Source organism: Glutamicibacter sp. JC586, assembly GCF_009805585.1.
Classification (GTDB): Bacteria; Actinomycetota; Actinomycetes; order Actinomycetales; family Micrococcaceae; genus Glutamicibacter.
In genome coordinates this window covers 166,874-190,316 of record NZ_VHIN01000009.1, presented here as the reverse complement: position 1 = coordinate 190,316, position 23,443 = coordinate 166,874, and the positions used below count along the sequence as shown (strand labels likewise).

The following is a 23,443-nucleotide window of genomic DNA, read 5'->3' as shown; positions in this document are numbered from 1 at the left end:
ATCAAGCGCCGCGGTCCAAGGTAAGGAACTTCCGGACCGTGGCGCTTTGTCGTATCCAAGGGTAATTCCAAAGGATGATGCTTACTGACTTGGGCTATTGCTACGCTGAAGAAATGAATCAGATCGCACTTGATATCCGCGGCCTCGCCAAACAATTTGGTCCCAAAGTTGCAGTAGACAATGTCAGCTTGGAGGTGCCTACCGGTTCTTTTTATGGATTGGTCGGGCCCAATGGCGCAGGTAAAACAACGATGCTGTCTATGGCCACCGGTCTACTTCGACCGGACGCAGGTCAAGCACTGGTCAATGGCCTAGATATCTGGGCGCAGCCACAGGCCGCCAAGTCCACTTTGGGCGTACTCGCCGACGGTGTTCGACAATTTGACCGGCTCACCGGACGACAGCTGGTGACCTATTCCGGGTTGTTGCGGGGCATGGAGCGAGCCGAGGTGACCGAACGCACCGAGGACCTCCTTCGAGTGATGGACTTGTCCAACGACGGCGACAAGCTGGTGGTGGACTATTCGGCCGGTATGACCAAGAAGATCTCGCTGGCCACCGCGATGATCCATTCGCCCAAGCTTTTGGTCCTTGATGAACCGTTCGAGGCCGTAGACCCAGTCTCCGCAGCGAACATTCGAGACATTCTCAACGACTACGTGGCCTACGGTGGTACCGTGATCGTTTCCTCGCACGTGATGGATTTGGTACAGCGCATGTGTACGCACGTGGCAGTCATTGCCGGTGGTGTGCTTAAGGCACAGGGCTCGGTGGATGAAGTACGTGGCGACATGAGCCTTGAGGATCGATTCGTAGATCTTGTCGGCGGACGCGGAAACAATGAAGGGTTGTCATGGTTGCGCACATCCTCAAACTAAAACTCAGACTCCTGGGCAACGGTTTTAAGCGTTCCACTGGACAACTGATCGGTGTAATCATCGGTGGCGTGTACGCCTTAGGGATGATCGTCATGCTCACCTTGGCCGCTTTCTATTCGGCGGGGCAAACGCAGAACGCTGCCGAACTGAGCATCGTACTTGCCTCGGTGGTGGTACTGGGTTGGGCGATCGTTCCACCGCTGTTGACCGGCGTGGATCTTACCCTTGAGCCTTCTCGCTTTGTGCACTTTGGGATCTCACAAAAGATTCTGGCTCCAGCCTTGGTGCTCTCCGGGTTTATCTCCTTGCCAGCCATTCTGACCATCATTGGTTTGCTCGGCGGAACTCTACTCTGGCGTTTTGAAGCTGGGCCGATGGTGGCGGCGGTACTTGCCGCACTGGTCACCGCGGCCATGGCAGTGCTCGTATGTCAGTACCTGACTATTGTCTCCACCGCATTGCGGGCTAAGCGGCGATTCCGCGAATTGACCTTCGCGCTGTTGTTCCTGGTGCTGATCTGCCTTGGACCGATCATCTCTTCAGTGGCCGGTGCTGCGCAGAGCATGACGGACTGGCTCTCGCCACTGAGCAATGTACTGTCCTACACGCCATTTGGAGCTGCCGCGGCACTACCGGGAGCTTTATCCGAGTCAAACTTCGCGAAGTTCGCCATCTGTCTGCTACTCGCCGTGATATACCTCGGCGGACTGTACTTCTTGGTGGCTAGGGCTACAGCGGAGGCCACCGTGACCCCACCACCAGAACAACGCGCGGCGAAACAAAGTGGTTTGGGCTTTTTCAAGTTTGTGCCCGCAACTCCTACGGGCGCTGTGACGGCGCGTGCGCTCACCTACTGGTTCAAAGATCCGCGCTATGCCATCGGTGTGCTGATGGTACCGGTGCTTCCCCTGATTTTCTGGTTCACCGGCAATCAGTCCGGCGATTACACCATGATGTATTTGATTGGCCCGTTGATTGGCATCCTGCTGGGATTCTCCATTTCGGCAGATATTTCCTATGACAACACCGCTTTTGCGTTGCATGTTCTCACCGGTGTTCAGGGCAGGGCGGACAGGGCTGGGCGAGCCTTTGCTTGTTTTGCGCTGTCGATCATTCCGGTGCTGCTGGCCGCCATTTTGCCCGGAGCAATAGCGGGAGAAACCTGGCGGATCGCTGGCGATCTGGGAATCTCCTTGGCCGCCTTGCTCATCGCTTTGGGCGTCTCTTCACTGGCCTCGGCCCGGTATATTTACGCGGTTCCTTTGCCGGGGGACAACCCGATGAAAACTCCTCCGGGTAACGGAATGCGCGTGGCGCTGACCCAGCTCGGGACCATTGGTTCTATGGCCATCTTGCTACTGCCGGTCCTGATTCCATACTTGATGGGGTGGTTTCAAAAGTCGCAGGCCCTTGGCCTGGTTGCCCTGGCCGTCGGTCTAGTTGAAGGCATCGGATTGCTGATCCTTGGAATTATTCTTGGTGGCAAGTGGTACGAAAAGCGTGCACCGGAACTGATGCAAGCGGTTATGGTGAACAAATAGCAGCATCGCCTCCACACGACACGGGAACATCACCGTCAAGCTTTTTGGTTGATGATCCCGTGTCGTTTTTGATGTTAAAACCCGGTGAATTATGCCTCGTGCTGTGGGTGTAGATCGGGCAGGTGACAGCCGGTTACCGCGAGTTTTGGCTCGGGTGTGTGGACAAGCTCCCATGGTTGATCGACCCATTGTGAGTTCAAAACGTATTAGACTTGATGGCATGGTGGAACAGTCTGAAGAAACCCGTGGCGGCACAGCAACGATCGAACGTACCGAGACAACCCAGAGTGTCGAGGCCGGGGATCATGAGCGTTTTGCGCACTACGTCCAGAAGGAAAAGATCATGGAATCGGCGCTGTCCGGTGAACCAGTGATCGCGTTGTGTGGCAAGGTCTGGACTCCGGGCCGAGACCCCAAGAAATTCCCGGTATGCCCTGAGTGCAAGGAAGTTTACGAATCCTTGATGGGGTAGTGCCCAAGATTTATTAGCACTACTTCACACACAGCACGCGGCCGGGAAAAGGTATATGACCGAGACACTTTTTGACTTTGGTGACAAGCTTCCACTGGAAGACAAACTCCCTTTAGCGTATCCGGAACGTACTGCCTGGGGCACCGGCCCCAAGCTTCGTGCGTGGCAGGCAGAAGCCCTAGCCCAGTACTTTGAGACTGAACCCAAAGACTTCATGGCAGTGGCAACCCCTGGTGCAGGTAAAACCACCTTCGCACTGCGACTTGCTAAGGTTTTGATTGACTCGGGCAAGATCAACCGCATGATCGTTGTCGCACCGACCGACCACCTGAAAAAGCAGTGGGCGGATGCGGCAGCACGCGTGGGCATTGCCTTGGATCCGAACTACAAGAACTCTGACGGGCGCCACGGCTCGCACTACATGGGTGTGGTTGTCACCTATGCCCAAGTATCGCTGAAGCCAGCGGTACACCGTGCCAAGACCGAGGGCGGTCGGACCCTGGTCATCATGGATGAGGTTCACCACGCAGGTGATGCCCTTTCTTGGGGCGATGGCATTCGCGAAGCCTTTGAACCTGCCGCACGCCGTCTGGCGTTGACCGGTACTCCGTTCCGTTCCGACGCTGCTCCGATTCCCTTCGTTCAGTACGTAGATGAAGGCGACGGGATTCGACGTTCCAAAGCCGACTACACCTACGGCTACGGTAACGCGCTGGCCGACCATGTGGTTCGTCCCGTGCTCTTCATGGCTTACTCGGGCAATATGCGTTGGCGCACCGCGGCCGGCGAAGAGATGGAAGCAAACCTTGGTGAAGGATTCACCAAAGACATCACCGCCCATGCCTGGCGCACCGCGCTAGACCCGCACGGCGACTGGATCCCTTCGGTGTTACAAGCCGCTGATCGACGCTTGTCAGAAGTTCGCCGTACCGTGAAGGATGCTGGCGGCTTGATCATCGCGACCGATCATGAAGACGCGCGTGGCTATGCCGCTCAGTTGGAAGCGATTTGTGGTGAAAAGGTCACCACCATTCTTTCTGATGATCCCAAAGCCTCGCAGAAAATTGACGACTTCTCGGAATCTGATTCACGGTGGATGGTCGCGGTGCGCATGGTATCTGAAGGCGTGGACGTGCCGCGTCTGTGCGTTGGCGTATATGCCACAAGTACCTCAACCCCATTGTTCTTCGCGCAGGCCGTCGGACGCTTCGTGCGTAGCCGTAAACGCGGAGAAGTTGCCAGCGTCTTCCTTCCTTCGGTGCCCATTTTGATGGCCCTGGCCAACGAGATGGAAGTTGAGCGCGACCATGCCTTGGACCGTGAAGGCTCCAAGGACGAAGATGGCCTAGACGACTCGCTGCTTGAAGCGGCCAATAAGGAAGACAAGGCTAGCGACGATCTCGTTCGCAGCAAGTTTGAGGCGCTGAACTCACAAGCGTCCTTTGATCGTGTGCTCTTTGACGGTGGTGAATTTGGTACCGGCGCCGACATCGGTAGCGATGAGGAACTTGGCTTCCTTGGAATTCCGGGCCTACTGGACACCGATCAGGTCTCCGAACTGTTGCGCAAGCAGCAGAACAAGCAAATCAACAAGGGCGTCTCAAAGCCTGAACCGGTCTCGGATCACCGGCGAATGATGGAGTTGCGGACCAAGCTGTCCAAAAACGTTTCTGCCTGGGCAGCGCGAACCGGAACACCGCACGGACAGATTCACAATAAGCTGCGTAGTGTGTGTGGCGGACCGGCTGTGCCACAAGCCACCGCGGACCAGCTACAAGCTCGGATCGACAAATTGCAAGATTGGTTTGTCGGACGCAAATAGTTGGAAATGCTGAGGTAAGTGCCATAATTCAGGCATGCCCAGTATTGACCTTTTGCCAGCCGCTCGGGTGCATCGTAGGGATCGCGTCCGGGCGGTTGCGTCCTATCTGGCCATAGCCCTTGGCTTGGTTAGTCTCTTAGCTCCACTGTTTGTTCATCTGGCAGGGTTGGTGCCGGCGCTGTTTTCCGGACCGTTGGCCACGTTCCCACCGTTTTTGTACCAGCTGTCGCGCATCTATATCATTTTCGGGGCCTTTGGCCTTTTTGTGCTAGCGAAGTATCTGCGGTCGGGCAATCGGTTGGCTTGGGGCGGATCGATCATATGGTTGCTGCTGATCGCACTTTTTCACTCAGGAAAATCTATCGACTGGCCGGTGGCAGTGCTCAGCGTTGCTGCATCCATTTGGCTGGGGCTGAATAGGCCGGCATTTCCAGTTATGCCGAGCAAAGTGCAGATTCGACGGGCGCTGTGGGTAGCTTTGGGTGTAACGGTTGTGGCAACTTCGATTGTCATCGGCCATTTGATCCATCATCTTCGTGCCGAGTCTTTGAGCTTGGGCGATGGACTGTCGATGATGTTCGGCTCGCTTAGCGGCGAACTGCATGAACGCGGCAATCATCCGCGCATAGATGTCCTTGCGGCGTACCTCTTTGGTCTGCTGTGGTGGGCGGGGTCTTATTGGTACGAGGCGACTCACTCGCGCACTGTGGGAGCAGGGGAGCATCTAGAAAATCGTGAGCGTGCTCGAAAAATCATTCAACGCCATGGTGGCGGAACCTTGGACTATTTTGGACTGCGCGATGACAAGGAATGGTTCTTTCTCAAAGACTCCGTGGTGGCCTATGGCGTTCGCGGCTCAGGCTGTCTAGTCTCCCCAGACCCTATTGGTCCAGTTGAACAGCGTGAAGAAATCTGGGAAGAATTCATGCTCTGGGCCGAGCGTCGAGGACTTGCGGTGAGCGTGTTGGGCGCGGGAGCCGACTGGCTTGAAATTTATAAAAATTCGGGGTTGCGTACCGTCTATCTTGGCGATGAAGCCATCGTGGATGCTCAGCGATTCTCGTTGGCCGGCAAGAAGTCAAAGTCGTTGCGTCAAGGACACGCCCGTCTACTTCGTGCCGGATACCGGGTCGAACATGTTGATCCGCTGCTTCTGAGTGATGTGATGCGACAACGACTTGAGCAGATCACTACAGAAAGCCGGCACGGGGAAGTCGAACGTGGCTTCTCTATGACGTTATCCAGGCTTTTTGATCCAGCGGATCAAGGACTGCTGCTCTCTATCGCCATCGATGCAAACGATGTTGCCCAGGGATTTATTCAATGGACACCGGCAGCAGCTGTTAATGGGTGGTCCTTGGATGTTATGCGTCGTAGTACCGCCGAGGATGTTCCCGGTGGCCTGATGGATCTACTCATCATCGAAATGATTGCCAAGATGGTCCGTGACGGGCAACGTGGTCTGGGTTTGAACTTTGCGGTGCTGCGCGAAGCAGTAGAAGAAGACAGCCAAGCATCAAGATTTGAAAAAATCGTCGCCAAACAGGCCTCAAAACATGCTCAGGTGGCCTCCTTGTGGAAGTTCAATGCCAAATATGATCCCGAGTGGCAACCCCGCTATTCGGCCGTGGGGTCAATGGACCTCTGGCTGGCCCAAGCCTTACAAATGGCTCAAGCTGAGGGAATCACAGAGCTTCCTAACCTGCCGACTTTGCCGGTACGCGGTTCGCGTAGCGAAGCTGGGCAACGCTAATGTTTCCCTACCTCCTCGCGGCAGTGCTTGCCAGTGTGGGCTATGGAACCGCTTCGGTGCTTGAAGCGCTGGCGGCGCGCAAAGCCACCGGAACCAAGATCTACATCCATCCGCTCTACCTGATTGGTTTGGGACTCGACGCGGTGGCGTGGATCTGTTCCTTGGTGGCCCTACAACACCTCACGCTCTTTACGGTTCAAGCGATAGTTGCTAGTTCGCTGCTCGTGACGATTTTCTTGGCCCGCAAGGCATTTTCCACACCGATGCGCTCGGCCACGTGGGCCGCAATGGGGCTCATGGTCGCAGGATTGGTGCTCCTGGCCCTATCCACCGGGGCGCAGCGGCCATCTGCGACGCCGGCTTCATTGGAGCTGGTGCTCATTGGCGCGTTGGTCATCATCGGTGGGGGAGTTCTGGTGGGGCATCGGTGGTTTTCTCCCATGGTGCTCTCCGTGCTTGCGGGTCTGGCCGCCAGCGTGGCGGCCTTGGCAGGACGAGGACTTCAGCTACCTGTCCACTGGTGGATGTTGATTGCTTCACCGATGATCTGGGTAGTAGTACTCAGCGGTGCGCTAGCGATGATTGGGTACACCCGTGCGCTGGAAACTGGCGCTGTTTCGGCGGTAACGGCGGTGTTCACAGCAGTTGAAGTGATTATCCCGGGGCTGTTTGGGATGCTGGTATTTGGGGATGCTGCCCGGCCTGGATGGGAAGTAGCCAAGTTCGTTGCGCTGGCTCTAGCCATCGGGGCAGTGCTGTGGCTGGCCGGACAACCAGGAGCTGTGCCTGATTCCTCTGAGAAATACCCTGTCGATTCTGATTCAAAGCAGGTAGGCCAATGAGCACGCGAAGAAGACTCTATTCACGACTGATCGATGGGGCTGCATTGATCTATTCTTCGGGGATCCTCAGCGAAGCATTGCTCGGTTGGAAATTAGATCCGCGGTTTACGTTGCTCTCAGAATTAGCAGCGAAAGACCGGGAACACCGTCGGATTTTTCAAGCCAGTGACTTGATCGCTGGCAGCTTGTTTGTGGCAGCCGGTGCAACAGCGCCGGCCCATGCCCCGGTCTTGCTTAGAACGTGTCTGAAGATTTTTGGTATTGCCACCATCGCTGATGCACTGAGTCCATTGGATTACCCGATTTCACATGATCACTTACGGCCAGAAGCCCAAGGGTACCCCGGTCACAGGACGCTGAGTCACTACTCTCATTACCTGACCACCACCGTGGCAGGTGTGGCAGCAACGGGGGTGTGCCTTCACGACTGGCAAGCACATCGTTTCCAGAAAGGATCACTACGCAAATTCGCCGGCCCAGCGGTTATCGCGGCGCAAGTTGCCGGAATCGCAAGCTTGTCTTCTGAAAAACTGTTGCCCGGCGCGGTGCAAAGGATCCAAACACTGGGATTCACCTTGCTTTGTTGGGAAATCGCTCGGCACGATAAACAAGTGGCACGTTAGTGATTTATCCGGTCGTAGGTTAGAACCCTCACTCCCGCATCGAGGCGGACCTCGTGGGTAGGGCGGAATTCGTGGAATGCAAAGGGGCCATTAAATAGTGGAATGCCAGCTCCGATGATCGAAGGGTTCAGTTTCAGCACAAGTCTGTCGATCTCCGGTAGCAGGCTGTGGGCCAGCGTGCCACCTCCCACGAGCCACAAGTCTTTACCCTGCTCGGCTTTTAGCTCGCGTACACGTTGTAGACCATGATCAGTAACGACTTCAATATCATCGCCAACACTGCCCAGAGACTTCGAGAAGACAAGATGTCGAAGATGCGGGTAGGCATCGCGCAGGCCAGCGACGACGCCTATTTCGTAAGAATTACGACCTTCTAGAACGGTGTCAAAATGTTCACCTGGGGCAGTAATTCCCATGGCTGCACGAGCCGGTGCCGGCAATGTTTCTGGGTAGTGCTCAACAATAAATTTGATGAGGTCTTCGGTGATGGGGAAGAACTCGGAGTCACTGGGGTCCGAGGAGTCTGGGGAAGCGATGAAGCCATCTAGGGTGACGGCAACGTAGTAAACGAGCTTTCTCATATCCAGTCCATTCATCAACCAGCAAATCGTGCACCTAGCATGTCAGGCGAGCCACAGTCGGTCAATGATGATTGGAGCTGTGGATTAGTTGCAGCTCACGAGGCTAACGCCGGCAGCGCGTAATTCGTCATGAAGTGCTGGCACATTCTCTATGCTGACCGCTGCGGTGAGCTCTGTTATCACGGTGGTGCCAAAACCCTCGGAGACAGCGTCCAAAGCGGTGGCACGAACGCAATGATCTGCGGCGAGACCAACTACATCCACGGAATCAATGTGGTGCGAGCGCAGCCACGAGGCCAGCAACAAACCTGATTCATCGCCTAGATCTGCAGTGGTGTTCAGCTCGCGAGCCTCAAAACCAGAGTATGCCGCGGCGAAACGCCCCTTGGCGAAGTGCGCGTCGCACTCAAGCTCAGCAATCAGCGGGTGTAAGGTCGCGCCGTGTGTGCCGGCCACACAATGAACCGGCCACGAATCAATAAAATCTGGGTGATCTGAGAAATGATCTCCAGGTGCTATATGCCAATCTTGGGTCGTGATCACGGCCGAGTAGTTACCTCTCCGCGAAGTAACCCACTGGACAATCGCCTCGGCCACCGCGTTACCGCCAGCCACGGCCAGAGCACCGCCCTCACAAAAATCAGGCTGTAGATCAATGATCAAAAGTGCTCGGCTCATGACTGGCTCCTCAGGCGATAATTTAGGACTGAACCATAACGGTTGGAATCACTGGCTCGCCACGCTGCAACTTGCGCGCAACACCAGGTAGCTCCTGAATCGAGGCGTGATGGCGCTTGGTGGCCAGCTCGACCCCGGACGCTCCAATGTAGGACTGATCAATTTCACCATTGACCACCAATGGAACCACTAGTTCTCGTTCTGGGCCACCGATGGTGTGAGCAGTCGTGGAGACAACCTCAGCTATGGCGCGCTCTCTTTCATTGAGCTGGCGAACCGCATGCTTGCGACCTCCGACGCTGGCCTTATTTGCTGCGGCCTTGGCCACCGGAATCCAGCTACCCGCATCGTCCTGGCGCGCAACTAACTTGTAGACCATAGATGCGGTCGGGTGTCCCGAACCGGTCACCAGGGCAGTACCAACCCCGTAGGAATCAACCGGTGCGCTCGCCAAGGCAGCAATGGCGTACTCGTCGAGATCCGAGGTCACGGTGATCTTGGTGTTCCAGTTGCCCAGATCATCAAGTAGCTTGCGAACCCAGCCAGCCTGCTGAACTAGGTCACCGGAATCCAGACGTACACCGCCCAGTTCCGGTCCAGCCACCTCAACAGCGGTACGCACACCGTTTTCCACATCATAGGTATCCACCAGCAAGATGGTGTCCTTACCCAAGGAAGCGACCTGAGCTTCAAAGGCAGCACGCTCTGAATCATGAAGCAAAGTAAAAGAGTGTGCCGAGGTGCCCACGGTCTTTAGCCCATAGCGTGCCCCTGCCTCCAAATTTGAGGTTGAGGTGAAACCGGCAATCATCGCTGCACGGGCGGCCGCCACGGCCGATTCTTCATGGGTGCGTCGTGAACCCATTTCGATGCAAGGGCGCTCGCCGGCGGCAGCGATCATTCGCGAGGCAGCCGAGGCGATGGCGGAATCATGGTTCATGATCGAGAGCAAGTAGGTCTCAATGACACAAGCCTCGGCGAAGGTCGATTCGACGGTCAGTAGCGGAGAGTTAGGGAAGTACAGCTCGCCTTCGGCATAGCCGGAAATGTTGCCTGAAAAGCGGTAGTTCTCCAGATATTTGATGGTGGCGGCGTTCACTACTTTGTGATCGCTGAGGTAACGCAGTTGCTCATCGTCAAAGTGGAAATTGGCCAGACCTTCGAGCAGTCGTCCGGTACCACTGACTACGCCATAGCGTCGACCCTCGGGCAGGCGCCGTGCGAATGCTTCAAACACGGATGGGCGGTGGGCCGCACCGGACTCGAGCGCTGCCTGAAGCATGGTCAGCTCGTAGTGGTCGGTGAAGAGGCTGGTGCGCATGGGACGCTCCTGAGGATCGAAAAGGGTCAACGGGGCCGCGGGTAGTAGTAGCGACCGGTTTTACTGTATAACGGCTCACGCTCAAGGTGATATTTACCGTGTCCTGCGTGGCGTTGGCGATCGGCGCGTAAAATGGAACTTATGACCGCTATGCCCGATGTACTTCCTGAAATTGACACCGCCACGACTAATGAAAAGCCATGGCGCTTGATTGTGTGGAATGACCCGGTGAACTTGATGAACTACGTGTCATATGTGTTCCGTTCCTACTTTGGCTTCTCTAAGGAAAAGGCTGAGCAGCTCATGTTGCAGGTGCACCATGACGGTTTCTGCACGGTACGTAGCGGCAGCCGGGAGGCCATCGAATCGGATGTGCAGGCAATGCATGGCTATGGTCTGAATGCGACCATGACTCAGGGGGCATAAGCGTGGCCAAGGCCTTCAAATACGGTGCCCACGGCATTAGCGGCACCTTGCATTCGCCCGAACGAAAAATCTTGCGTGAACTGTTTAACGATGTCATCGTGATGCTCGAAGAACGAGCCGAGGTACATCAACTTCCCGAAGACATTGATCCTTTATACGCGTTGACCGGGATGCGTCCAGAGTCAATGGATCTGCCCGAGGTATCCGATCCGGCCCTGGCTCGTCTGCTCCCAGACGCCAGCGATGATGCTGTGGTTGCTGCCGAGCATCGACGGTTAACCGAATCGGATCTGATCACCCAAAAGATCGGCGCTTTGCGCGAAGCAGCCTTCTTGATGGAAAACGACAAGATTGTCCTGCAAAAGCCCAGTGCGCAACGGTTCGCTCAGGCGCTGAATGATGTTCGTCTTGTCCTCTCTGAACGTCTGGAAATCCGTAACGAAGATGATGCGGCCAGGGTCGCCGAAGTTCTTGATGCGGCCGAGGTGCAGACCCCCGATGAATACTTGGCCTTGGTTTATAACTTGGTCTCGTGGATCCAAGATACTTTGATGAGCGCACTGATGGATGCGGAGCTTTAATCGATGAACTCATATTTTGCTACTGGTCAGGTTTCGGCTCCCGACTCTGATACCCCCATCGGGATTTTTGACTCGGGTGTTGGTGGGCTGACCGTAGCTCGCGCGATTATCGACCAGCTTCCAGGTGAGTCGCTTATCTATGTCGGAGATACCGCGAACTCACCCTATGGACCATTGCCGATTGCGCAAGTACGCGCCAACGCGCTGGGCGTCATGGACGAGTTGGTTGATGCCGGTGTAAAACTTTTGGTGATCGCTTGTAACTCAGCGTCATCGGCTGTCCTGCGTGATGCTCGCGAACGCTACACCGCACGTTATGGAATTCCGGTGGTTGAAGTCATTCAGCCAGCGGTGCGCCGCGCAGTGGCCGGAACCAAAAATGGCAAGATCGGCATCATCGGTACTCAGGCTACGGTCGGCTCCCGTGCCTATGAAGATGCATTTGCTGCGGCCCCGGACCTCCAGGTGACCTCGGTGGCCTGTCCTCGATTTGTTGAGTTCGTGGAGTCAGGTATTACCGCCGGCCCAGAACTGTTGGAGATCGCTCAAGAGTATCTGGCACCATTGCAAGCCGCCGAGGTAGATACGCTGATTTTGGGCTGTACTCACTATCCGCTGCTCACCGGTGTGATCTCCTATGTCATGGGCGATGGCGTCACTTTAGTTTCTAGCGCCGAAGAAACCGCTAAGGACGCATTCCGCGCGTTGACCCGTCATTCGCTGGTTCGTGAAGACGGCAACCCGGCGAGTCATGAGTTCCTTGCCACAGGCAACGCTGATAGTTTTGGTGTACTGGCTCGCCGTTTCCTCGGACCTGAGGTGTTGCAGGTGCGCCACGTGGACCACGTAGCCGCCCATTACCCGACCGGCGCCATTGCGCGGATCACTCCGCAGATGATTGCCGCGTCGAAAGCGAGAAACGAATGAAGCTGACCATCATTGGATGCACCGGGTCGTTCCCGGGACCGGGTTCGCCTGCGTCCTGCTACCTCGTGTCTGCCTTTGATGGCACCCGTGACTGGAAGATCCTTTTGGATTTGGGGTCCGGGGCTTTAGGCGTTTTGCAACGCTACACAGATATCAAAGATATCGATGGGATCATGATTTCCCATCTACATCCGGACCACTGCATGGATTTGTGCGGTATGCACGTGGCAATCCGTTGGGATCCCAACGGCTGGGGTCGAGACCGCATGCTGGTTCACGGGCCCAAGGCCACCGCCGAACGAATTGAGACAGCGTACTCGTTGCCCGAAGGTGACACCATGGCTAAGGATTATGACTTCCAGGTCTGGACCCCTTACAAGCCAGTTAATATCGGCCCGTTTACGATCACACCGGTCCCGGTACGTCACCCAATTGAAGAAGCCTACGCCCTGCGGGTGGAAGCGACCGAGCCTGGCCCGGATGGTCAAATGCTCACCAGTGTGCTGACCTATTCCGGTGATACCGACACCTGCGACTCACTGGTTGAAGCGGCCAAAGACGCTGATATGTTCCTGTGCGAAGCTGCCTTTGAAGAGGGCCGCGACGATGCCATTGATGGTGTGCACCTCACTGGCAAACGTGCCGGAGAAATGGCTACGGCAGCCGGAGCAGAGCGTATGTTACTTACGCACATCCCGGTGTGGACCGACATTAACAAAGTTGTTGAAGAAGCCAAGGAGACCTACGACGGCGGTATCGCCGTGGCAGTTTCTGGTGTGACCTACGGTGTGTACTCGGGCAGTTTGAAAGAGGAGAAAGACCCGACCCTGTTTAAAGGGGAGCGCGGTACCGACTACCTGACAACGCCGACCGGAACGTTGCCAACGATCAAGTACGAAAAAACTCGCAAGTTCCCGTTGCTCAAACGCAAAAAGTAACGACACAACTGAGTTCAGAGCACCGAGCGATGGGAGTTTCTTTTCTCGCGGTGCTCTTGTGTTCTGCCTGGCGAGGTGTATTTCACCGCAACTCTTTGGACGCCGGCTCAAGAACGGCGCCCCAGCGTGGTTAGGATGGAGATATGACTTTACGTGCTGACGGCCGAGGAGCCGCGCAACTTCGAGATATCACCATTACCCGCGGCTGGTCCGCTCAGGCCGAAGGTTCGGCGCTGATTGAATTCGGCAATACCCGAGTACTATGCACCGCATCGTTCACCGAGGGTGTGCCACGCTGGCTTAAGGGTCAAGGTACCGGCTGGGTCACCGCAGAATACGCAATGCTGCCACGCGCAACCAACACCCGTAACTCCCGTGAATCGGTCAAGGGCAAGCTCTCTGGACGTACCCACGAGATCTCCCGCCTGATCGGTCGCTCCCTGCGTGCGGTAGTCGACACCAAGGCACTGGGCGAAAACACCATCGTGCTTGACTGCGATGTCCTGCAGGCCGATGGCGGAACCCGCACCGCTGCGATCACCGGTGCTTATGTTGCACTGGCTGAAGCGCTCTCGTGGGCCCGCTCCGAAGGCATCGTCAAGGCCAATGCCCAGGTACTGACCGACTCGGTGGCCGCCATCTCTGTTGGCATCATCGATGGAACCCCAATGCTAGATCTTCCCTACGAAGAAGATGTCCGCGCAGAAACCGACATGAATGTTGTTGTCACCGGTTCCGGCGACTTTGTTGAGGTTCAAGGCACCGCTGAAGGTGCGCCGTTCAAGCGCGAAGAACTTGACGCCTTGCTGGATCTAGCACTGGGTGGAACCAATGAACTCGCTCAGATTCAGCGCGAAACTCTGAAGAACGCCAAATGAGCGAACCAGTTTTAGTTTTAGCCTCGCATAATCAAGGAAAACTGCGGGAACTACGCGAACTACTGCGCGGGACAGTTCCCGGACTTGATGTTGATACTCAGGTCATTGACGCTGCCACTGCAGGTGCCAAAGATCCGGTGGAAGATCAAGTAACTTTCCAAGGTAACGCGTTAAAGAAAGCCCGCGAGATTTCGGCTTCGACCGGACTCATCGCACTCGCCGACGACTCTGGTCTGAGCGTGGATGTGCTTGGCGGGGCGCCGGGAATTTTCTCTGCGCGGTGGTCCGGGGTCCACGGTAATGACGAAGCGAACATTGATCTGTTGTTGGCGCAGTTAGGGGACATTGCAGCCGAGCACCGCCAGGCTCAGTTTGTGTGTGCTGCCGCGTTGGCCACCCCTGAAGGTCAGGAGCATGTTGAACTGGGCAAAGTCGAGGGCGTGCTTCGCAGCGAACGTGCTGGCGAGCATGGTTTCGGCTACGACCCGATCTTTGAACCGGTCGGTGCCGGCAAGTCGATGGCGGAACATACGCCCGAGGAAAAGAACGCGATTTCGCATCGCGCCCGGGCTTTCGCTGCGTTGCTTCCGGTCATTGTCGAAGTGGTCGGCAACGCGCTAAAGCAAGACTAGGTATAGTAGTTAAAAGGTTCGGGCCCGTATTCCTTGGGAATGCGGGCCCGAACCTTTGAGTATGACCGAGAATTAGGAATCGGTTGATGCCGATGCCGAAGCGCTTGGTGTCGCTTCTTCATCCTTGGTCTTCGGAGCAGTGGATGGCTGCTGAGTAGTGGACGATGAAGAATCAGAAGACTCCGAAGTGAAATGCGATCGAATCGAATCAGCTTCGCTGCTCACAGTGTCCGACTCAATCAGATCACTTGCATCGCTGGTCAGTAGATCGGTCCACTTGGTCAGAATTTCTTCGGCAGTACCCGAGTCGAAGAGCTTTTGTTGAAGATCTGACTTAGCGGACTCGTACTGGGCCTTGAAATTCTCATCTTCCAGGAATCGGGTGACCAACGCGTTAGACTTGCCACCCATCCCGCCACCACCGCGCTGAGCGCCTGCGGCGTTGTCGCCCTTGGTATTCTCATCGGTAGTCGTGGAATCCGTGGACTTCGTGTCGGTGGAATCAGTCGTCTTGGAATCAGCCGAGCTATCGGTGGACTTGGAACTATCTGTCGAGTTTTGATCCGGTGGCGTCATGTTTCCACCCGGAGCGCCGCCCTGGCCATTCATCTCGGGGCGCTGGCCTCCGCCGGCGAAGGTCAGGCCGTCTGGCATGTTTCCGTCAACGAGATCCTTGACAACATCAATGAGCTTGGTGCCATCGCTGAGTTTCATCTGGTCGGGAAGTTCCATCCCATCGGGAACTGTGCCCGCTTCGATCTGCTTCTTGGCATCATCCAACGATAGGCCGTCCGGGAGCATGCTGGTCAGCAAAGAGTCTGGGTCCATCTTGCCAGGACCGCCGCCCATGTTCCCGCCCATGCCACCACCTTTGCCGCCTCCCATTCCTCCGCCCATGCCGCCGAAGGAGAGATTCTGGTCCCAGGCCACGACGGTCATCTTCTTCGTGGCACTGTCGTAACGCAGGTATGAGTTGTTACCCGGTCCGTCAATGTCATCGGAATTTGAAACCAAATCTTGCATTGCAAGGTAGGTAGCGAATTGATCTGTGTCCAAGTAATCGAAGAGTTTTGCTGAGAAGTCTTCATCCGAGGAGTTATTCACGAAATGCAGGAAAGTAGCGACGGGAGTCAGGTCATCTTCGCCAGCTTTAACTTCAAATGCGGATTCATAGTCACTGCCTGAGTCTCCGCGGTACGAGTAGTCACCGCTGGCATCAGCCTTGTAAGTGATGCCGTCGCCGTCAAAGGTTTCGTCGCTGTACAGTTCATCCGATGGGTTATCGATGACAAGACGCAACTCGGCATCTGAACCGTTGAGCGAAAATTTGGTTTCCGCAGCATGTTCCGTGGCGAGGCCAGCTTCACCAAGCAGGTCAAGTGCCACAGCTTCGTTGAGTGAAGACTCCGTGTTGTTGGTACGAACGACAAACTCCGTGCGGCCCGAGTAGCTTTGATTGGCTTCAAACTTGTCCAGGCGGATGATCCACGGCAACGTCGCAGCATCCGACGATTCATCTGCACCACGCAGAGTGGAATTGCCCTTGAGCTTCAAACCAACATTCTTAAACGTATTTCCGTCAATGGTGACGTCGGCTGAGATCCAGTCCTTGGTGCCATCAGCAGCGTAAGCCTTCAACGCCGCGGTAATGTCACCAGGATCCGCGGTCACACTAATTTCATGGACTTCATCTGAATTGAAGAACGTTGAGGTTTCGGTGCTGACTTCGGTGTTGACGATGCTACTTTGCGCTGAGGCGGCGTTCGTGCACCCTGCCAGAGCCAGAGCTCCGATGGACAAGGACGCAACGGCAGTCAGGACGCGGGGTGATTTGACGGAGAAACGGCCCGGATAGGCTGCCCGATGTTTGGGTGAGTCGTTCATGATACTCCTAGGGATGCAGCGAAACTGCGGTGGAAATTTTATGTTTTGTGGTCTTATGCCAGCGATTGGCTGGCAGGTGTTGGTGAAGCAAACTCATGCCGGTGGCAAACTTTGAAATGCGTGATGGGCGAATCTGGTGGCGCCAGAGTAACTTGTCAGCTGGACCGGCGTTCATTGCCGATTTGGTTTCCACGATGATCTCGTTGCATTCAAGTCGGAATCCAGTTTTTGGATCTGTCCAGACCAAGTTTTCATCCACCGTCACCCGGCTATTCGTTTGTGGCAAATACAAGGTAGTGCGGGTGTAAGAAGAATCGATGACTGGGACCAGAGCATCGGTGTGAATAGGACAGGTTCCAAGCTCGTGGTTCAAAGTTTCTTGAATGTAGATCAGCGATTGCTCGCTGAGTGCAGCACGAGCATTGAACGGATGCTCAATTCGTTCCTTGACGGTTTGAGCCCGTGCGCCTTCGGTTTTCACTTCCAGGTAGCACTGCTGCGTATCCATGTAGCTTCGGGTGCGGACCTTGAACCTGCGACGACGTGGATGGGCTGCTAGGTGAAAGCTAGCCAGATCGGGAGTGTCAAAGTAGACCGATGTGTAATCCGAGGAACGGCGCCCGTCTATGGAAAGGACCAGAGCCTGCTGGGCCAACTGAGGAAGAACCTGCTCGGCTTGTGCTTGGGTCAAGATGTACTTGCGGTCGGTGCGTCTCTGTAGCGCGGCAGCTTCATTGAGCTCATCGAGGCTAATGGTTTCTAGATTGTCGGTGAAATTCATCGTGACTGCTCCGCAATGACTTCGTGATTATCTACGGTTCGGGTGTGTGCTGGGTTGTGAAACCCGCTGGGTGCCTGCGCATAGCGAACCTTCACGATGGTCTTGTCATTGACCAAGTCCAGCTGCTGAACCACGGCCTGGTGAATGGTGGCGCCGCCGAAGAGCATGCTTAGGTGGGCAAAGAGCTCATCGTCATTGGCGATCGCGCGGTCAATGACGACTTCCTGATGACGATAGGTTGGCAGGACCTTGGAGTGGTCTGCAATGGTCATGGCGACGAGGATCAGAGCAACCAGAGCCAATGGCAACCAGATTGGTGATGGACCCATGCCCGTGATCAAACCAATGGCCAGTGCCGAGAAGTAGTAGGCGATTTCATGCTGTTCCAGCTCGGTTGAGCGTAGTCGGATGATCGACAAGACGCCGAACAGGCCCATGCCCAAACCAGCACTGACTGTGCTTCCGGCCAGAGCTGTTGCTACGGCGAAAACACCGATGTTGATTCCGATGTAGGACACGGCCAGATCTCGGCGTCGGTGACGGCGCAGGTAGAGGCCGAAGGTGAGGATCAGCATCGCAATGATATCGGCAGCGGCAAAGAGCAAGACGTTCATGAATTTCCTTAATGTTTTCGAAAGGGGGGGTGTTAAAAGTGTTGAGTCTCTTTCTGTGCGATTCGTAGGGTGGTCTCATGAAACTGCTAAGGGGCACGTCAAGAGGCACTCTCAACGTCAGCTGAAAATGAGATCTTAGAGAAATTGGGCGCGGAATTCTGCGGATTTTCAGCTTATTTTTGTCCCGCTTATGCGTTTTTTATGAGAATGCCCAGAACGGGCGAGAGCGCACGTGCTTGCCAAATCGGGGTCATGGTTCTATGGTTAGTTACATGAGTAACTAACTCACTAACTAACCTGGTGGGAATGAACACGGAGGGAGCCAGCATGATTGATGATTCAAAACCGATCTTCATGCAAATTGCTGAGCTGATTGAGAACGACATCATCTCTGGTGTTCTGGCGGAAGAAGCGCAAGTTCCATCAACCAATGAATTCGCAGCGTTCTACCGGATCAATCCGGCCACCGCAGCCAAGGGGATCAACCGGCTCGTGGAAGATGGACTGCTCTACAAGAAACGGGGAATCGGCATGTTCGTCACCAAAGGAGCACCGCAGCGGCTGCGAGCGCAACGCCGCGAGAAATTCCAGCAGCAATTCATAGCGCCATTGACCGCAGAAGCTTCCAAGCTGGGCATTGGCGTGGATGAGCTGGTCGCCATGATCAGGACCGGCTCGGAATCTTGAAACATCTCTACAGCACAGGGAGGAACGACATGCCACGCACGACAGCAATCGCCACACGCGAACTGAGCAAGACCTACAAGGACGTGAAAGCGCTCGACAACGTCACCCTGGATCTGGAGCCGGATCGGATCTACGGGCTGCTTGGACGCAACGGAGCCGGCAAGACCACGCTGATGTCCATCCTGACCGGGCAGAACTATGCAGACCAGGGCACCGCCGAAATTTTCGGCCACGCCCCGTTCGAACATGATCCGACGCTTTCGCGCATCTGCTTCATCCGCGAATCACAGAAATATCCCGATGACTTCAAGGTCCACCAGGCATTCGAATCCGCAGCCCTGTTCTTCGAGAACTGGGACGATGATCTGGCCCAGGAGCTCGTCGAAGCGTTCGCGCTGCCGATCAAGCGGAGGATCAAGAAGCTCTCCCGAGGGCAGCTGTCCGCGGTTGGCGTCATCATCGGCATGGCCTCGCGGGCCGACATCACCTTCTTCGATGAGCCGTACCTCGGCCTCGATGCGGTAGCACGGCAGATCTTCTACGACCGCCTTGTCGAAGACTTCGCTGAATACCCACGCACCATCGTGCTCTCCAGCCACCTGATCGACGAAGTCGCCAACCTTCTCGAACACGTCATCGTGATCGACAAGGGGCAAATCGTCATCGACTCGGATGCCGAAGAGCTGCGCGGCACGGCGGTCACTGTCACTGGTGATACCGCCAAGGTCCAGGAATTCATCGGCACCGCGCAGGTATTGCATCGCGATGCGCTCGGCGCCCTGGCCAGCGTCACGATCAAGGCCAATCTGGATGCGGACCAGCGCGAGCAGGCGAAGCTCATGGGCCTGGACCTGAGCCCCGTGTCGCTGCAGCAATTGGTGGTGCGCAGCGCATTGAGCGGCAGCACGGCACAAAGGACAGAAGAACGGACGGAGGCAAGAAAATGAACCGCGTCATCAAAGTTGCCCGCATGCAACTGATCAACAAGGGCACCTTCATCGGAATTCCGCTGATCATCCTGGGTGCATCATTCCTCTTCACCCTGGCCATCTGGTGGCTGGTCCGGCGCAACGGCGGAGACGGGGCAATGTACGGCGGCGGCGCCCAAGCGCCCATGTGGTACTTCCTAGCCCTGGGAATCCAGTCGCTGACGTTGACCTTCCCGTTCTCCATGGCCATGAGCATTTCGCGGCGTACCTTCTATCTGGGCACCGTGGCACTGTTCTCCGTATGCGCGCTGGCGCTCTCGGTGTTCTACTACCTGATGGGACTGCTGGAAGTTGCTACCGATGGTTGGGGCATGGGCGGACAGTTCTTTGCGCTGCAATGGATTGCGGATAACAACTGGCTGGTCCAGATCCTGTTCTACTTCGTGCTGATGGTGCTGCTGTTCATGATCGGATTCCTGGCAGCGACCATCTACATGAGGTGGCGCACCACTGGCATGGTGGCATTCTTCATCTGCTTGGGTGTGCTGGTGCTGGGGATCATCGCCCTGTTCACCTTCACCAACTTTTGGGACGAGTTCTGGAGCTGGGCACTGACCTGGACCGCCGCTGGGGTGACCTTGTGGGGCGGCATTGTCGCCCTGCTGATGGCTGGCGGCTCCTATCTCACCTTGCGCAAGGCCACAGCGTAGCCCGTCTGCTGGCCGGATCCAAGATCATGAAATGAGCGCTGGTTTCTTTTCCATTTGGGAGGGAAGCCAGCGCTTTTTGCTATTCTTCAATCACTGCCGGCGAAGGCATTGGAATAGCCAGTGCCGCGGTGGCAGTGGAGCAACCCAGGAGTACAGCCATGAGCGTTATGCCCACCGGAAACCGCACCGCGCACGGCGCGCTGGAATTGCGCCGCGTGTTCACTGAATCCCCGGGCAGGATCTGGCGCTATCTGGCCGATTCCGAATACTTGGCGCTCTGGTTCGGATCCTGGCACGGGGATCCAAAAAGCGGCGCAGTCGAGGTAGTGCTGCTGGCCGAAGAAGAAGCGCCCACCGAACGCGTGGAGATCTTGCAGTGCGATCCGCGCACGCGACAGCTGCAGGTGCGCACTGGAACCGGCGATTCGGCTTGGCAGCTGGAGCTGAAGGTAGAGGCATCGGGCCAGGGCAGCTGGCTGGTCTTCCAGATGCCGGGGCTTGACCCGCAGCAGGCCGGGTCCATCGGGCCGGGCTGGGAGTTCTACCTTGATCGGCTGGCCGCCGCGGTGGATGGAACCAACGTGGCAGGCGTAGTCTTCGAGCCCGATTACTATCCGGCGCTCAGCTCGTACTACGAGGAATTGTTCTGCAGCTGACTTCCGGTCACACCAAAAGCGAGGTTGCCGGTTTCGAATGTGAGATGCCCTGCCTCTGGATTGCGCCGCGCGGGCGGGCAATCAATTGATATCCACAGGTCAATTCCGGAACTGCAGTGAATTGCCACCACGGTATCGCCCTGCGAAAACCCCGCCGGGCACGGCGCGCGCGTCACACCCATGCCGGTGCCCGCGATTAAGCGAGTAAGCTATTGGGCGTGGCATTGGACTTCACAGCAGTAGATTTTGAGACAGCAAACGGTTTTATCGGCTCCGCCTGTTCGGTGGGCCTGGTCAAAGTCCGTTCCGGGCAAATAGCAGAAACCAAACAGTGGCTAATGAAGCCACCGGCAGGTTTTGACCACTTCGACCCGCGCAACGTGTCGATCCATCACATCACCCCAGACATGGTTGAGGATGCACCACGCGTCTCTGAGCTGCTCCCAGAGTTGCTGGATTTCATCGGGCCCGATGTCTTAGTAGCCCACAACTCGTCTTTTGACTCCGGCGTCATTCGTGCAGCATCTGAAGCAAGTCAGATCCCGGTACCCGAAATCGCTCACCTGTGCACCGTAAAGCTCTCCCGCAAGGCTTATGACCTGCCAAGCTATTCATTGCCGTTTGTCGCCGAAGAAGCCGGACACCCGATCGAAAATCACCACGAAGCGCTGGCCGACGCCGAAGCCTGCGCGTGGGCGATGATCGACATGGCAGAACGCGCCGGTCTTGAGAATTTGCTTGAAGTCGCCGACCACCACAGTGTCCGATTGGGTCTGACTTCCGCCTGGCAACCAGGCGATGAATACTCGCGGGCAACGCGCGATGCCCAAGGTTGGCTAGCTTCTGGTCATCCGCTGCCACCCCAGGACGCTTTCAACAATTGGCCCCAAGAAGGCCCCAACCCGACACCAAACATGGATGCCGATCCAAGCCATCCACTGTTTGGGCAGATCATGGTGTTTACCGGAAATTTGGCGTTGCCTCGTCCCAAAGCCAAGGAATTGGCGGCGGAAAACGGTGCACAAACAGCCTCTCGGGTCACCCGTGCCACCACCGCTTTGGTGGTCGGCGATGGGTTTGTTCCTGAAGATCTAGCCAATGGCAGATTGACCAACAAAGCTAAGCACGTACTGCGCCTGCGCGAAAACGGTCAGAAAGTTTCCATCATTTCTGAGGGCGAATTTATGCAAATGGTCGGTGGCTTTGGGCTGAATGTTTAGTCGTTTATAACTGCGTCATTTCAGATTGCGTTACAAGATGCGTAAGGCCGGCTCAATACGAGCCGGCCTTACGTGCAACTTGATGTTCTAGAGCTCTAGTCGACCAGAGCCATCCAACGATCATGTAACTCAGAGATGATGTCATCTAGTGCGCTAGCAGGACGTTCACCAACAGCTTCGGTGCCGTAAATCGCCGCGAGAAGTGCCACCGCGTAGGCATCCACTTCTGGATCGCGTTCTTCGGGATCTGCCACGACTACTTCTGGAGCAGCGGAAACATCAGATTCGTCCGTTGCTTCCATAGCATTCTCACCGAAGTACGCGTCATAGGCCGCAACTGGGGAGAGCGCAATGTTCTCGCTGATCTTGGCGACCACCTCACGAAGGGCATCAGCGGAAGGCCCTTCAAGACCTTCGAGCAGTGACTCCCATTCGCCCACGGAGGCTTCGCTTCGCTCGATAGCGGTGCGAAGAATCTTAGCTGCAGCCACAGCGGTTTTTGCCGCCTGGGCATCGTGGGTCAAATACGCTGCCGAACGAGCCAAGGATTCGGTGGTGCCCACTGGCACGCGAGCGAGCAGAGCGGTAATGGCCGCGCGAGGCAGCACACCGGTTGAGTCGGCGCCCTCAGTCGAAGGTCGGCCCGGCTGGCCCATGTCGTTACCGTTCAGGCCAGCAATGTTCTGCCGGTCGCCGTCGGCGATCTTTTCGAAAATCTCGACCTTAGGGAATTCCTGATCAATCCAGCGGCCCAATGGCTCAGGGGCACCGGCCGGGAAGGATCCGGTCAGTTTTTTGTAGCTACGAAGCGCAGCCAGCCACATGCAGGCGGCTTCGTCACTAGCGACACCGTCACGAGCCCATTCCAACGCCTCTAGTAGGCCATCGGCCAAGTAGAGCGGCAGGATTTCGGTCGCGCCGGGATCAATGTCATCACGGGCGTGGGTTGCGCCGTCGGCTAGGCCGAGCAGGATCGCAAACACCTTGTCTGAGTAGTTCTCTGGCAGGACTGCAGATTCACCGGTTTCATTCACAGCTCCATTCTAATGTCCAAGTTGTCCGTGTTATT

Annotated in this window: 24 protein-coding genes and 1 pseudogene; 18 read left to right on the top strand and 7 right to left on the bottom strand. The window is 56.2% G+C overall.

Annotated elements, in window-relative coordinates; all coding sequences use genetic code 11:
• The first annotated feature begins 113 nt into the window (after window positions 1–113).
• The 7 genes from FJV47_RS07320 (at window position 114) to FJV47_RS07290 (ending at window position 7,931) form a co-directional block, all read left to right on the top strand.
• Window positions 114–878, top strand: a complete 765-nt coding sequence (locus FJV47_RS07320; protein ID WP_159611543.1) for an ABC transporter ATP-binding protein — start codon at window positions 114–116, stop codon at window positions 876–878.
• Window positions 854–2,419 carry a transporter gene (locus tag FJV47_RS07315; RefSeq protein WP_159611542.1) on the top strand — a complete coding sequence of 522 codons (1,566 nt, stop codon included), beginning with the start codon at window positions 854–856 and terminating at the stop codon, window positions 2,417–2,419. The genes FJV47_RS07320 and FJV47_RS07315 overlap by 25 nt, the downstream gene beginning before the upstream one ends.
• A 220-nt stretch (window positions 2,420–2,639) precedes the next feature.
• Complete coding sequence (locus FJV47_RS07310) at window positions 2,640–2,891, top strand: DUF3039 domain-containing protein (RefSeq protein WP_159611540.1); 252 nt, start codon at window positions 2,640–2,642, stop codon at window positions 2,889–2,891.
• 55 nt (window positions 2,892–2,946) lie between these two features.
• The gene (locus tag FJV47_RS07305) at window positions 2,947–4,713 is read left to right on the top strand and encodes a DEAD/DEAH box helicase (RefSeq protein ID WP_159611539.1); all 1,767 of its coding nucleotides are present in this window, start codon (window positions 2,947–2,949) and stop codon (window positions 4,711–4,713) included.
• Window positions 4,714–4,747: 34 nt separating this feature from the next.
• Complete coding sequence (locus tag FJV47_RS07300) at window positions 4,748–6,466, top strand: bifunctional lysylphosphatidylglycerol flippase/synthetase MprF (protein ID WP_159611537.1); 1,719 nt, start codon at window positions 4,748–4,750, stop codon at window positions 6,464–6,466.
• Complete coding sequence (locus tag FJV47_RS07295; RefSeq protein ID WP_159611535.1) at window positions 6,466–7,308, top strand: hypothetical protein; 843 nt, start codon at window positions 6,466–6,468, stop codon at window positions 7,306–7,308. Before FJV47_RS07300 ends, FJV47_RS07295 begins: the two co-directional genes overlap by 1 nt.
• Entirely contained in the window at window positions 7,305–7,931 is a 627-nt protein-coding gene (locus FJV47_RS07290) for a DUF998 domain-containing protein (RefSeq protein ID WP_159611533.1), read from the top strand. The genes FJV47_RS07295 and FJV47_RS07290 overlap by 4 nt, the downstream gene beginning before the upstream one ends.
• On the opposite strand, the gene FJV47_RS07285 is transcribed toward FJV47_RS07290, so the two are convergent.
• From FJV47_RS07285 to FJV47_RS07275, 3 genes are all read right to left on the bottom strand, one after another.
• The gene (locus tag FJV47_RS07285; protein WP_159611531.1) at window positions 7,928–8,512 is read right to left on the bottom strand and encodes a dihydrofolate reductase family protein; all 585 of its coding nucleotides are present in this window, start codon (window positions 8,510–8,512) and stop codon (window positions 7,928–7,930) included. The two genes, FJV47_RS07290 and FJV47_RS07285, sit on opposite strands and share 4 nt — an antisense overlap.
• A gap of 84 nt (window positions 8,513–8,596) precedes the next feature.
• The gene (locus tag FJV47_RS07280) at window positions 8,597–9,190 is read right to left on the bottom strand and encodes an isochorismatase family protein (RefSeq protein WP_159611529.1); all 594 of its coding nucleotides are present in this window, start codon (window positions 9,188–9,190) and stop codon (window positions 8,597–8,599) included.
• 22 nt (window positions 9,191–9,212) lie between these two features.
• The gene (locus FJV47_RS07275; RefSeq protein ID WP_159611527.1) at window positions 9,213–10,511 is read right to left on the bottom strand and encodes a nicotinate phosphoribosyltransferase; all 1,299 of its coding nucleotides are present in this window, start codon (window positions 10,509–10,511) and stop codon (window positions 9,213–9,215) included.
• Window positions 10,512–10,652: 141 nt separating this feature from the next.
• On the opposite strand from FJV47_RS07275, the gene clpS reads away from it, so the two are divergent.
• The 6 genes and pseudogenes from clpS (at window position 10,653) to rdgB (ending at window position 14,893) form a co-directional block, all read left to right on the top strand.
• Window positions 10,653–10,937: an ATP-dependent Clp protease adapter ClpS gene (gene clpS / locus FJV47_RS07270; protein ID WP_159611525.1), complete on the top strand. Its 285-nt coding sequence runs from the start codon at window positions 10,653–10,655 to the stop codon at window positions 10,935–10,937.
• A 2-nt stretch (window positions 10,938–10,939) separates the two neighbouring features.
• Window positions 10,940–11,518, top strand: coding sequence for a DUF2017 domain-containing protein (locus FJV47_RS07265; RefSeq protein ID WP_159611523.1), 579 nt, complete (start codon window positions 10,940–10,942; stop codon window positions 11,516–11,518).
• A 3-nt stretch (window positions 11,519–11,521) separates the two neighbouring features.
• Window positions 11,522–12,445 carry a glutamate racemase gene (gene murI, locus FJV47_RS07260; protein ID WP_159611521.1) on the top strand — a complete coding sequence of 308 codons (924 nt, stop codon included), beginning with the start codon at window positions 11,522–11,524 and terminating at the stop codon, window positions 12,443–12,445.
• Window positions 12,442–13,236, top strand: a pseudogene (locus FJV47_RS07255) (MBL fold metallo-hydrolase); the annotation flags it as partial. The gene murI and the pseudogene FJV47_RS07255, both read left to right, overlap by 4 nt.
• A gap of 290 nt (window positions 13,237–13,526) precedes the next feature.
• Complete coding sequence (rph, locus tag FJV47_RS07250; RefSeq protein ID WP_159611517.1) at window positions 13,527–14,261, top strand: ribonuclease PH; 735 nt, start codon at window positions 13,527–13,529, stop codon at window positions 14,259–14,261.
• Window positions 14,258–14,893, top strand: a complete 636-nt coding sequence (gene rdgB, locus FJV47_RS07245) for an RdgB/HAM1 family non-canonical purine NTP pyrophosphatase (RefSeq protein ID WP_159611515.1) — start codon at window positions 14,258–14,260, stop codon at window positions 14,891–14,893. Before rph ends, rdgB begins: the two co-directional genes overlap by 4 nt.
• A gap of 72 nt (window positions 14,894–14,965) precedes the next feature.
• On the opposite strand, the gene FJV47_RS07240 is transcribed toward rdgB, so the two are convergent.
• From FJV47_RS07240 to FJV47_RS07230, 3 genes are read right to left on the bottom strand one after another with little or no spacing between them, the layout of a single operon-like run.
• Window positions 14,966–16,777, bottom strand: a complete 1,812-nt coding sequence (locus FJV47_RS07240) for a CotH kinase family protein (protein ID WP_159611513.1) — start codon at window positions 16,775–16,777, stop codon at window positions 14,966–14,968.
• 7 nt (window positions 16,778–16,784) lie between these two features.
• Entirely contained in the window at window positions 16,785–17,558 is a 774-nt protein-coding gene (locus FJV47_RS07235; protein WP_159611511.1) for a polyphosphate polymerase domain-containing protein, read from the bottom strand.
• Window positions 17,555–18,172 (bottom strand): DUF4956 domain-containing protein, encoded by a 618-nt coding sequence (locus tag FJV47_RS07230; protein ID WP_159611509.1) that lies wholly within the window; start codon window positions 18,170–18,172, stop codon window positions 17,555–17,557. The genes FJV47_RS07235 and FJV47_RS07230 overlap by 4 nt, the downstream gene beginning before the upstream one ends.
• Window positions 18,173–18,499: 327 nt before the next feature.
• Here FJV47_RS07230 and FJV47_RS07225 point away from each other — a divergent pair, with 327 nt between their 5' ends.
• The 5 genes from FJV47_RS07225 (at window position 18,500) to FJV47_RS07205 (ending at window position 22,374) form a co-directional block, all read left to right on the top strand.
• Entirely contained in the window at window positions 18,500–18,859 is a 360-nt protein-coding gene (locus FJV47_RS07225) for a GntR family transcriptional regulator (protein ID WP_159611783.1), read from the top strand.
• 29 nt (window positions 18,860–18,888) lie between these two features.
• Window positions 18,889–19,806 carry an ABC transporter ATP-binding protein gene (locus tag FJV47_RS07220; RefSeq protein WP_159611507.1) on the top strand — a complete coding sequence of 306 codons (918 nt, stop codon included), beginning with the start codon at window positions 18,889–18,891 and terminating at the stop codon, window positions 19,804–19,806.
• Complete coding sequence (locus FJV47_RS07215; RefSeq protein ID WP_159611505.1) at window positions 19,803–20,498, top strand: hypothetical protein; 696 nt, start codon at window positions 19,803–19,805, stop codon at window positions 20,496–20,498. The genes FJV47_RS07220 and FJV47_RS07215 overlap by 4 nt, the downstream gene beginning before the upstream one ends.
• Before the next feature lie 158 nt (window positions 20,499–20,656).
• Complete coding sequence (locus FJV47_RS07210; protein WP_159611503.1) at window positions 20,657–21,154, top strand: SRPBCC domain-containing protein; 498 nt, start codon at window positions 20,657–20,659, stop codon at window positions 21,152–21,154.
• 218 nt (window positions 21,155–21,372) lie between these two features.
• Window positions 21,373–22,374, top strand: a complete 1,002-nt coding sequence (locus tag FJV47_RS07205) for an exonuclease domain-containing protein (protein WP_159611501.1) — start codon at window positions 21,373–21,375, stop codon at window positions 22,372–22,374.
• 95 nt (window positions 22,375–22,469) lie between these two features.
• Here the strand turns inward: FJV47_RS07205 and FJV47_RS07200 are convergent, their stop codons facing one another.
• Entirely contained in the window at window positions 22,470–23,408 is a 939-nt protein-coding gene (locus FJV47_RS07200) for a hypothetical protein (RefSeq protein WP_159611499.1), read from the bottom strand.
• Window positions 23,409–23,443 lie beyond the last annotated feature (35 nt).

Excerpts from the sequence above, each read along its gene's own strand:
- clpS (WP_159611525.1), top strand. The coding sequence starts at position 10,653 with ATGACCGCTATGCCCGATGTACTTCCTGAAATTGACACCGCCACGACT.
- FJV47_RS07275 (WP_159611527.1), bottom strand. The coding sequence starts at position 10,511 with ATGCGCACCAGCCTCTTCACCGACCACTACGAGCTGACCATGCTTCAG.
- FJV47_RS07315 (WP_159611542.1), top strand. The coding sequence starts at position 854 with ATGGTTGCGCACATCCTCAAACTAAAACTCAGACTCCTGGGCAACGGT.
- FJV47_RS07300 (WP_159611537.1), top strand. The coding sequence starts at position 4,748 with ATGCCCAGTATTGACCTTTTGCCAGCCGCTCGGGTGCATCGTAGGGAT.
- rdgB (WP_159611515.1), top strand. The coding sequence starts at position 14,258 with ATGAGCGAACCAGTTTTAGTTTTAGCCTCGCATAATCAAGGAAAACTG.
- FJV47_RS07295 (WP_159611535.1), top strand. The coding sequence starts at position 6,466 with ATGTTTCCCTACCTCCTCGCGGCAGTGCTTGCCAGTGTGGGCTATGGA.
- FJV47_RS07240 (WP_159611513.1), bottom strand. The coding sequence starts at position 16,777 with ATGAACGACTCACCCAAACATCGGGCAGCCTATCCGGGCCGTTTCTCC.
- FJV47_RS07215 (WP_159611505.1), top strand. The coding sequence starts at position 19,803 with ATGAACCGCGTCATCAAAGTTGCCCGCATGCAACTGATCAACAAGGGC.
- FJV47_RS07220 (WP_159611507.1), top strand. The coding sequence starts at position 18,889 with ATGCCACGCACGACAGCAATCGCCACACGCGAACTGAGCAAGACCTAC.
- murI (WP_159611521.1), top strand. The coding sequence starts at position 11,522 with ATGAACTCATATTTTGCTACTGGTCAGGTTTCGGCTCCCGACTCTGAT.
- FJV47_RS07305 (WP_159611539.1), top strand. The coding sequence starts at position 2,947 with ATGACCGAGACACTTTTTGACTTTGGTGACAAGCTTCCACTGGAAGAC.
- FJV47_RS07320 (WP_159611543.1), top strand. The coding sequence starts at position 114 with ATGAATCAGATCGCACTTGATATCCGCGGCCTCGCCAAACAATTTGGT.
- FJV47_RS07290 (WP_159611533.1), top strand. The coding sequence starts at position 7,305 with ATGAGCACGCGAAGAAGACTCTATTCACGACTGATCGATGGGGCTGCA.
- FJV47_RS07230 (WP_159611509.1), bottom strand. The coding sequence starts at position 18,172 with ATGAACGTCTTGCTCTTTGCCGCTGCCGATATCATTGCGATGCTGATC.
- FJV47_RS07210 (WP_159611503.1), top strand. The coding sequence starts at position 20,657 with ATGAGCGTTATGCCCACCGGAAACCGCACCGCGCACGGCGCGCTGGAA.
- FJV47_RS07235 (WP_159611511.1), bottom strand. The coding sequence starts at position 17,558 with ATGAATTTCACCGACAATCTAGAAACCATTAGCCTCGATGAGCTCAAT.
- FJV47_RS07280 (WP_159611529.1), bottom strand. The coding sequence starts at position 9,190 with ATGAGCCGAGCACTTTTGATCATTGATCTACAGCCTGATTTTTGTGAG.
- rph (WP_159611517.1), top strand. The coding sequence starts at position 13,527 with ATGACTTTACGTGCTGACGGCCGAGGAGCCGCGCAACTTCGAGATATC.
- FJV47_RS07225 (WP_159611783.1), top strand. The coding sequence starts at position 18,500 with ATGATTGATGATTCAAAACCGATCTTCATGCAAATTGCTGAGCTGATT.
- FJV47_RS07285 (WP_159611531.1), bottom strand. The coding sequence starts at position 8,512 with ATGAGAAAGCTCGTTTACTACGTTGCCGTCACCCTAGATGGCTTCATC.
- FJV47_RS07310 (WP_159611540.1), top strand. The coding sequence starts at position 2,640 with ATGGTGGAACAGTCTGAAGAAACCCGTGGCGGCACAGCAACGATCGAA.